The sequence below is a fragment of the Pseudokineococcus basanitobsidens genome (assembly GCF_037482545.1).
In the GTDB taxonomy this organism is placed as follows: domain Bacteria; phylum Actinomycetota; class Actinomycetes; order Actinomycetales; family Quadrisphaeraceae; genus Pseudokineococcus; species Pseudokineococcus basanitobsidens.
Genome location: NZ_JBBIAA010000046.1, coordinates 1 through 6,580, shown reverse-complemented (window position 1 = coordinate 6,580; position 6,580 = coordinate 1). Strand labels below are relative to the sequence as shown.

At 71.8% G+C, this 6,580-nt stretch carries 8 protein-coding genes; 4 read left to right on the top strand and 4 right to left on the bottom strand.

Annotated elements, in window-relative coordinates; genetic code table 11:
• Positions 1-645: sensor histidine kinase (locus WDZ17_RS16935; RefSeq protein WP_339576353.1), on the bottom strand; the 645-nt coding region annotated here is incomplete at its 3' end.
• A gap of 100 nt (positions 646-745) precedes the next feature.
• On the opposite strand from WDZ17_RS16935, the gene hxlB reads away from it, so the two are divergent.
• Positions 746-1,315, top strand: a complete 570-nt coding sequence (gene hxlB / locus WDZ17_RS16930) for a 6-phospho-3-hexuloisomerase (protein WP_339576352.1) — start codon at positions 746-748, stop codon at positions 1,313-1,315.
• 28 nt (positions 1,316-1,343) lie between these two features.
• Positions 1,344-1,967 carry a 3-hexulose-6-phosphate synthase gene (gene hxlA, locus WDZ17_RS16925; RefSeq protein WP_339576351.1) on the top strand — a complete coding sequence of 208 codons (624 nt, stop codon included), beginning with the start codon at positions 1,344-1,346 and terminating at the stop codon, positions 1,965-1,967.
• 624 nt (positions 1,968-2,591) lie between these two features.
• Here the strand turns inward: hxlA and WDZ17_RS16920 are convergent.
• Positions 2,592-3,980 (bottom strand): hypothetical protein, encoded by a 1,389-nt coding sequence (locus tag WDZ17_RS16920; protein WP_339576350.1) that lies wholly within the window; start codon positions 3,978-3,980, stop codon positions 2,592-2,594.
• Positions 3,977-4,333: a PadR family transcriptional regulator gene (locus WDZ17_RS16915; protein WP_339576349.1), complete on the bottom strand. Its 357-nt coding sequence runs from the start codon at positions 4,331-4,333 to the stop codon at positions 3,977-3,979. The genes WDZ17_RS16920 and WDZ17_RS16915 overlap by 4 nt, the downstream gene beginning before the upstream one ends.
• A gap of 511 nt (positions 4,334-4,844) precedes the next feature.
• Here WDZ17_RS16915 and WDZ17_RS16910 point away from each other — a divergent pair.
• Both WDZ17_RS16910 and WDZ17_RS16905 read left to right on the top strand, forming a co-directional pair.
• Positions 4,845-5,426 carry an RNA polymerase sigma factor gene (locus tag WDZ17_RS16910; RefSeq protein ID WP_339576348.1) on the top strand — a complete coding sequence of 194 codons (582 nt, stop codon included), beginning with the start codon at positions 4,845-4,847 and terminating at the stop codon, positions 5,424-5,426.
• Positions 5,423-6,262 carry a hypothetical protein gene (locus WDZ17_RS16905; protein WP_339576347.1) on the top strand — a complete coding sequence of 280 codons (840 nt, stop codon included), beginning with the start codon at positions 5,423-5,425 and terminating at the stop codon, positions 6,260-6,262. The genes WDZ17_RS16910 and WDZ17_RS16905 overlap by 4 nt, the downstream gene beginning before the upstream one ends.
• A 103-nt stretch (positions 6,263-6,365) precedes the next feature.
• On the opposite strand, the gene WDZ17_RS16900 is transcribed toward WDZ17_RS16905, so the two are convergent.
• On the bottom strand, positions 6,366-6,580 hold a 215-nt coding region (locus WDZ17_RS16900; protein WP_339576346.1), incomplete at its 5' end, for an ester cyclase.

Below are 6,580 nucleotides of genomic sequence, written 5' to 3'. Positions count from 1 at the left end.
GGCGGCTTCAGACCCCAGCTGCACCCTCGTTTGCGATGAGCCGGTGATGTCCAGGGAGGACCCCCAGCCTGGGGTCGAGGAGACGGTCAGGACGCCGCCGAGCGCGCTCACTCGCTCTGCGATGGGCCGCAGGGCGTCATCGTGCGCGGTCAGCTCCCCGCGCCCGTCGTCGCGGATGCTGATGAGCAGGTTGAGTCCGTCGCAGTTCCACTGGATGCGGACCCGCTTGGTCTCGCCGCTGTCGACGAGCGCGAGCACCGCGCTACGCACGATCGCCCGCGCTGCGTGCGCGACCTCGCCTGGCAGAGCGCGCCCGGTCAGCGGCGGCTCGACGAACTGCACGTCCAGGTCGCCGAAGCGGACGAGCGGGCGCAGGTCCGTGCGCAACCGGGTGAAGGCCGTGACCACGGGCTCGAGGGTGGTGCTGAAGCGCGCATCCGTCGCCACGCGCAGCTGCACGAGCGCGGCCGCGGCCGTCTCGATGGCGATGGTGCGCGATGTCCGGTCATCGAGCCGTGCGGAACGCAGCACGGCGAGGAGCGACTCGAGCGTCACGGCGTGCCGGTCGGCCTGTTCGGCGAGCTCGCGGGCGTGCTCGGCGCGCAGTCGACGTTGGACAGACGTCGACAAACCCGCGGTCGTCACCCGTTGCAATCTACCCGGACGCCCATCCCATCCTTTCGGGTAGGTAGAACCCCGCTGTCGGGTGGCAGCGCCTGACGGTCGCGCACCCAAGGATGAGCGAGTGGACGCTGACGTCGGATCCTCGCTGGATCGCATCGCACGCGAGCTCGAGGGAGCCCTCGATGCCTTGGTGCACGCCGATCCATCAGCTCTCGACGCCGTCGCCGACAGCATCGCGACCGCTTCGCGCATCTTCGTGTTCGGGGCCGGTCGCTCCGGGCTGGCCCTGCGCATGACGGCGATGCGTCTCATGCACCTTGGACTGCAGGTCCACGTCGCCGGGGAGGTCACCACCCCGGCCATCACCTCCGGTGACCTGCTGCTCACCGCCAGCGGCTCCGGCACGACAGGTGGAATCGTGCGCGGCGCCGAAGCAGCTGTGGCTGCCGGCGCGCGGGTGGTGGCGATCACCACCGACCCCGCGTCTCCGCTGGCAGCCCTCGCCGTGCACAGCGTCATCGTGCCGGCCGCCGACAAGCTCGATCGCTCCGGAGCGGCCTCAGTGCAGTACGCCGGCAGCCTCTTCGAGCAGGTCGTCGTCGTCCTTGGTGACGCCCTCTTCCACACCCTCTGGCGGAGGTCGGGTGCCAGCGCCGACGAGCTCTGGCCCCGTCACGCCAACCTCGAATGACCCACTCCCATCGATCGAAGGACGCACGATGCAGTTGCAGTTCGCCATGGACACGCTGACCACGGCCGCCGCGCTCGAGCTCGCAGCGGCCGCCGCGCCGCACGTCGACATCCTTGAGCTCGGCACCCCGCTCATCAAGAGCGAGGGCCTGTCGGCGATCACTGCCATCAAGAAGGCCCATCCCGACAAGGTCGTGTTCGCCGACCTCAAAACCATGGATGCCGGGGAGCTCGAAGCGGAGATCGCCTTCGCAGCCGGAGCTGACCTCGTGACGGTGCTCGGCTCAGCGGGAGACAGCACGATCGTCGGAGCGGTCAAGGCGGCCAAGAAGCACGGCAAGGGCGTCGTGGTCGACCTGATCGGTGTCGCGGACAAGCCGACGCGGGCGAAGGAGGTCGTCGCGCTCGGTGCCGAGTTCGTCGAGATGCACGCGGGGCTCGACGAGCAGGCTGAAGAGGGATTCACCTTCTCGACGCTGCTGGACGACGGCCGCTCATCGGGCGTCCCCTTCTCCGTGGCGGGCGGTATCAACAGCTCGACGATCGCCTCCGTGCAGCACTCCGGGGCTCGAGTCGCCGTCGCGGGCGGGGCCATCTACGGAGCCCCCGATGTGGGCGCCGCAGCGGCGGCGCTCCGCGCCGCGATCGTCTGAAGCGAGCCAGCGCGTCAAGCTGCTCTGCCCGGTGATGGAGCAGGGTGCCCAGCCCGTGCTTGGGCGCACAAGAGCCTGACACGAGCTCCAAGGCTGCCTCGCCGACGACGGNTCCCAGCCAGCAAGCAGCAGACCTAAACCTCCAACGACTCAGGTCTTGCCTACTTGCGTGAGCGCTACGCGAAGTACCTCCCGGCTGACATCGCCGCACCAGTTACGGAATCCGAGAGCTAGCCCCGCCCCTCGCGCACCTCCTGGGCGCCCAGGAGGTGCGCGAGGGGCGGGGCTAGCTCTCGGATTCCGTAACTGGTGCGGCGATGTCAGCCGGGAGGTACTTCGCGTAGCGCTCACGCAAGTAGGCAAGACCTGAGTCGTTGGAGGTTTAGGTCTGCTGCTTGCTGGCTGGGATCCGCGGCGGCACGACGAGGTACTCGTCGGCGCACTAGCCACCACCCAGCGGGGCTCGATCCACCTACACCACTCCAGGGGACTCTCCCCCGCCATCTCGGACGAGTGCAGTGGGTACGAGAACGCTCCGCGCTTCCTCGAGCGACGCCGGTAGCCGCAGCGGACGGCGGCCGCCGAGCCAGTCCCACTTGCCGACCGCCTATCGGTACGGCGCGACTAGCCGACAGCCAGTTGCGGCTGGCCGGTGCGGCGCGGTCGTCTCGTAAGGGGTCGCAGGACGTGGACGGCCAGGCCGAGGGCGATGAAGGGGGCGATGAGGGGGCCGACCATCAGGACGGGGACGCCGACCACCCAGCCTGTGGCGACACCGATGACGGCGACGAGCAGCCGTCGCGTCGAGGCCGGCCCGGGCAGCCGGGGCGCGAGGAGAGACACGACCGCGACGCCGGCGAGGGCTCCCGCGGCGACGACCACGAGGAATCCACCGTCACCATCGGGTCCCATCCCGGCGCTGACCGCCTGCCCCTGCACCGCCACGCAGACCAGCGTCGCGGCCAGGCCGACCCCTCGCCGGACCCGACGTGACACCAGCAGCGCGGCCGCCGGGACCAACGGCAAGCTGGCCAACGCCCCCAGCGCCAGCCCCGTGTTCATCGGCGGCAGAGCCTCCAGCGCAGCCGGGAACCCGGTCCAGGAGGTGTCACCGCCGCCCAGGACGGCGTACAGCGCGCAGGGCGTGGTGAGCAGGAAGCCGACCACGGCCAGGGGAAGGACGGCAGGGGGTGGTCTGTGAGCGTCGCCGGTGCGGGGGCTGGGCGGCGGGTCGACCCGTGCAGTGGCGACCTGATGGTCCTCTCGAGTGGCCGAGGTGCCCGGCTGTTGCCGTGCGATGCACAGGACGAGCAGCACCACCGCGACGAGCAGCGACCCACCCGGCGCTACGGTCGTGACGGCGATCAGCACGGCGGCGGGGACGCCGCAGGCGACCGCCAGGGCCCACCGGCCTGCGGTGGTCGGGATCCGGCGCAGCCCGCCAGCGATGGCCGGGGCCAGCGCCACCGCCCCCAAGGCCACCGCGACCGCCAGCAGCACCGGCCACGCGGACGCGAAAGGTGTCCGCGGGAGGCCGGCGTCGGCCTGGTCGAAACCGACGCTCCACGCCAACCCCGCCGGGACCGACACCGTCCAGGCCCCCAGCAACGCCGTAGCGCTGACGACGGTGCCAACGGCGGTGGTCCACCCCGCGTCACGCACCAACGTCAGAACACTCAGCGACGTCAGCGCCGAGGCCAGCGCACCGGTGACGGCGGCCGCGACGACGACGACGTCCTCCGGCGCCCGATCCACCGCGAACGGGCTCGCGACGGCCAGCAGCCCGGCCAGCAGCCCGCCGACGGCGAGCACCGCGCCAGCGCGCGGGGTGAACCACTCCGCGATCCCGTGGAGCCGCATCGACCACGCCTCACCCGCCGACAGGCCACGACCCCGGTCAGCGGCCTGCTCGGCCAGCAGACCCAGCAGCACCGCGCCGTGCTCGCGCCTCCACGCCCGCGGGTACCAGCGCAGCAACCGCTGCGGGTCACGGCCGGCTCCCCGGCGCCTCATGCGTGCGCCCAGCCGGACGCGCGCGTCCACACCGGGCGGGCCTGACCCAGGCTGGCCCGCGCTGCCCGCGCCCTGACCATCAACCGCTCGGTCTCCTGGGACAGCACCTGCCGTCCCTCGACGGTGACCTCGTACGTGCGGCGGGCGCGGCCGTCGACGACCTCCTCGCTGACCACGCGGATCCGGCCGTCGCGCTCGAGGCGCTCGAGGGTCGCGTACAACGTCGTGACCCGTAGCGGGCTCTGCCCAGCGGAGAGCTCCTCGACACGGCCCAGCACGGCGTAGCCGTGGCGCGGCGCCTCCGACAAGGCGGTCAGCACCCAGAAGGCCGGCTCAGTCAGGTCACGTGGCATGACCGGAGTATGCCCGCGGTGGGAGTATGGCGGTAGTGGTTCCGCCTACGTCACCCGTCTCAGCGACTGACCCGCCGCGCCAGCACACGTCCCGCTGACGATCGCCGTCCGGTCGCTCGCCCGTGCGCTTCCTATCCGCGGAGGACGTCGACGAGGTGCAGGACGGCGAAGGTGCCCATCCCCACGCCGGCGCCCAGAGCCAGACGTCGCCACCACGCTCGGCTGCCCACCGGGCGTAGACCAGGCTCTTCGACGATCCTTAGCCGCTCAGCTACCCGCCACGCGCGAGAACGCTGCTGCTCCATCTCGGCACGCTAGTCGCTGGCGTCCTCGCGGACCTGGCCGGCGACGATCGCTAGCCGGACAGCGTCCCGCTGTCGATCCGCTAACGGAATGCCCTTGGCGGCCACTGCGCGCTTCCCCCCGACTGGCTGGGGCGCGTCGTGGGCGGGGGGGGGGGGGTTCTGCTGGATGTGTGTGACCTCGCGGTGCTGTCCGGACACTGGAGGGTGTGCAGGAGACGTCGGACGAGGCTTGGTGGTCAGCCGGGCTGCGCGGCGATGCTGACGCCGTCGGTCGGCTGTTCGACCGCCACCACGCGCGGGTGCACCGGCACGCCTGCCGGTTGCTGACCTCCTCGGCGGACGCCGAGGACGTGACGGCCGCGGCCTTCTTCGAGCTGTGGCGACGTCGCCGGGACGTACGGCTGGTCAACGACAGCGTCCTGCCCTGGCTGCTGGTGACCACGACGAACCTCGCGCGCAACAGCGCCCGCGGCACCCGCCGCTACCGGGCCTTGCTGGAGCGGCTACCCCGCCAGCACCACAGCGCTGATGCGGCCGACGAAGTCCTCGCCGGCGTCGTCGACGCCGACGTCGCCGCAGCCTTGCGGGCCCTGCGGCCGGTCGACGCCCAGCTGCTCGCCCTGGTCGTCCTCGAAGGACTTCCCGTGGCCGACGCCGCGGCCGCCGCGGGCCTGACCACCGGCGCAGCCAAGACCCGGCTGCACCGCGCCCGAGCCCGGCTGCGCGCATCCCTCGCGGACCACCCGGCAGCACGAGTCCTCACGACCCCTGGAGGGCAGCCGTCATGAGCGAGCGCCGACATGACCTCGACGACGCCCCACGCCCGGTGGATCCCGTCTTCCGTGACGCGGTCCGCGCCGAGCTGCTGGCCACCGTCGCCGCCACCCGCCCCCTCCGCCGAGGCAGGCCGTCACCGGCACGCCGGCGGACGTGGCGCCAGCCAGCAGGGCTGAGCGCCCTCGTCCTGGCTGGCGTCGTCGGCGGTGGCGCCGTCGCCGTCGCCTCGGGCCTGGTCACGTTGCCCGGCGCTGACCGGGTCCAGCCCCGGTCGGCGGAGCTGGACCTCCAGCGCACCGGCACAGCCACCGTCGACCTCGGCGCACCACCCGAGGGGGCCACTCACGTCGAGCTGGCCTTCACCTGCCTGGACGCCGGAACCTTCGACCTCGGTGACGGCGGCGCGAGCGTGTCGTGCTCAGCCGCCGAGGCCCCCGCCACAGCCGAGGAACGCGGCGACGGCCCCGCGCCGGGGACGGTGTCGTGGTCGCAGCCGCTGGAGGAGGTCACCACCGGGGTGACGATCAGCACCACGCCCGGGACCCGGTGGGCCATGACCAGGACCTTCTCCACTCACACACCCACCGAGTGGGGTGTCAACGCCAAGGGCGAGACCTACGGCGTCCAGAAGCCCGACGGCAGCACCCCTGACCTGATCGCCGTCCACGCCACCAACGGCGAGACCGGGTACGCCTACGCCACCGAGCTCAACTACGCCCCCGACTTCTCCTCCCCCGAAGAAGCCCTCGCGTGGCAGGAGTCGGGCTCCCCCACCCCGATCGTGACCGTCTACGAATCCGACGGCACCACCGTCGTCGGCACCTTCGACAACGGCAGCGACGACTGACCACCCAGCCAGTCCGCCGTCCCCGCTGTCGATTACTGGCCGGACAGCGTCCCGCTGTCGATCCTCACCTGGCTCAAGCCATAGGCAACGCGTCCTAGCCCTCCTAGGAGGCGCCGCTCTGGCGGGGCTCGATGCCGAGTTGGGCGAGCATGCCCATCTGGTCGCTGCTGCCCCAGCGCTCGACCATGCGGTCGTCCTCGAACCGGCTGATCTGCATGCCGCGGAAGCTGACCGAACGCCCTGTCGGCGCGAAGCCCATCAGCTCGCCCTGGTGCGTGCCGGTGACGGTGTAGGCGAACGCCACCTCGTCGTCGGTGG

Bases quoted from the DNA above. Each gene is read 5' to 3' on its own strand.
- hxlA (WP_339576351.1), top strand. From the start codon at position 1,344: ATGCAGTTGCAGTTCGCCATGGACACGCTGACCACGGCCGCCGCGCTC.
- WDZ17_RS16920 (WP_339576350.1), bottom strand. From the start codon at position 3,980: ATGAGGCGCCGGGGAGCCGGCCGTGACCCGCAGCGGTTGCTGCGCTGG.
- WDZ17_RS16915 (WP_339576349.1), bottom strand. From the start codon at position 4,333: ATGCCACGTGACCTGACTGAGCCGGCCTTCTGGGTGCTGACCGCCTTG.
- WDZ17_RS16905 (WP_339576347.1), top strand. From the start codon at position 5,423: ATGAGCGAGCGCCGACATGACCTCGACGACGCCCCACGCCCGGTGGAT.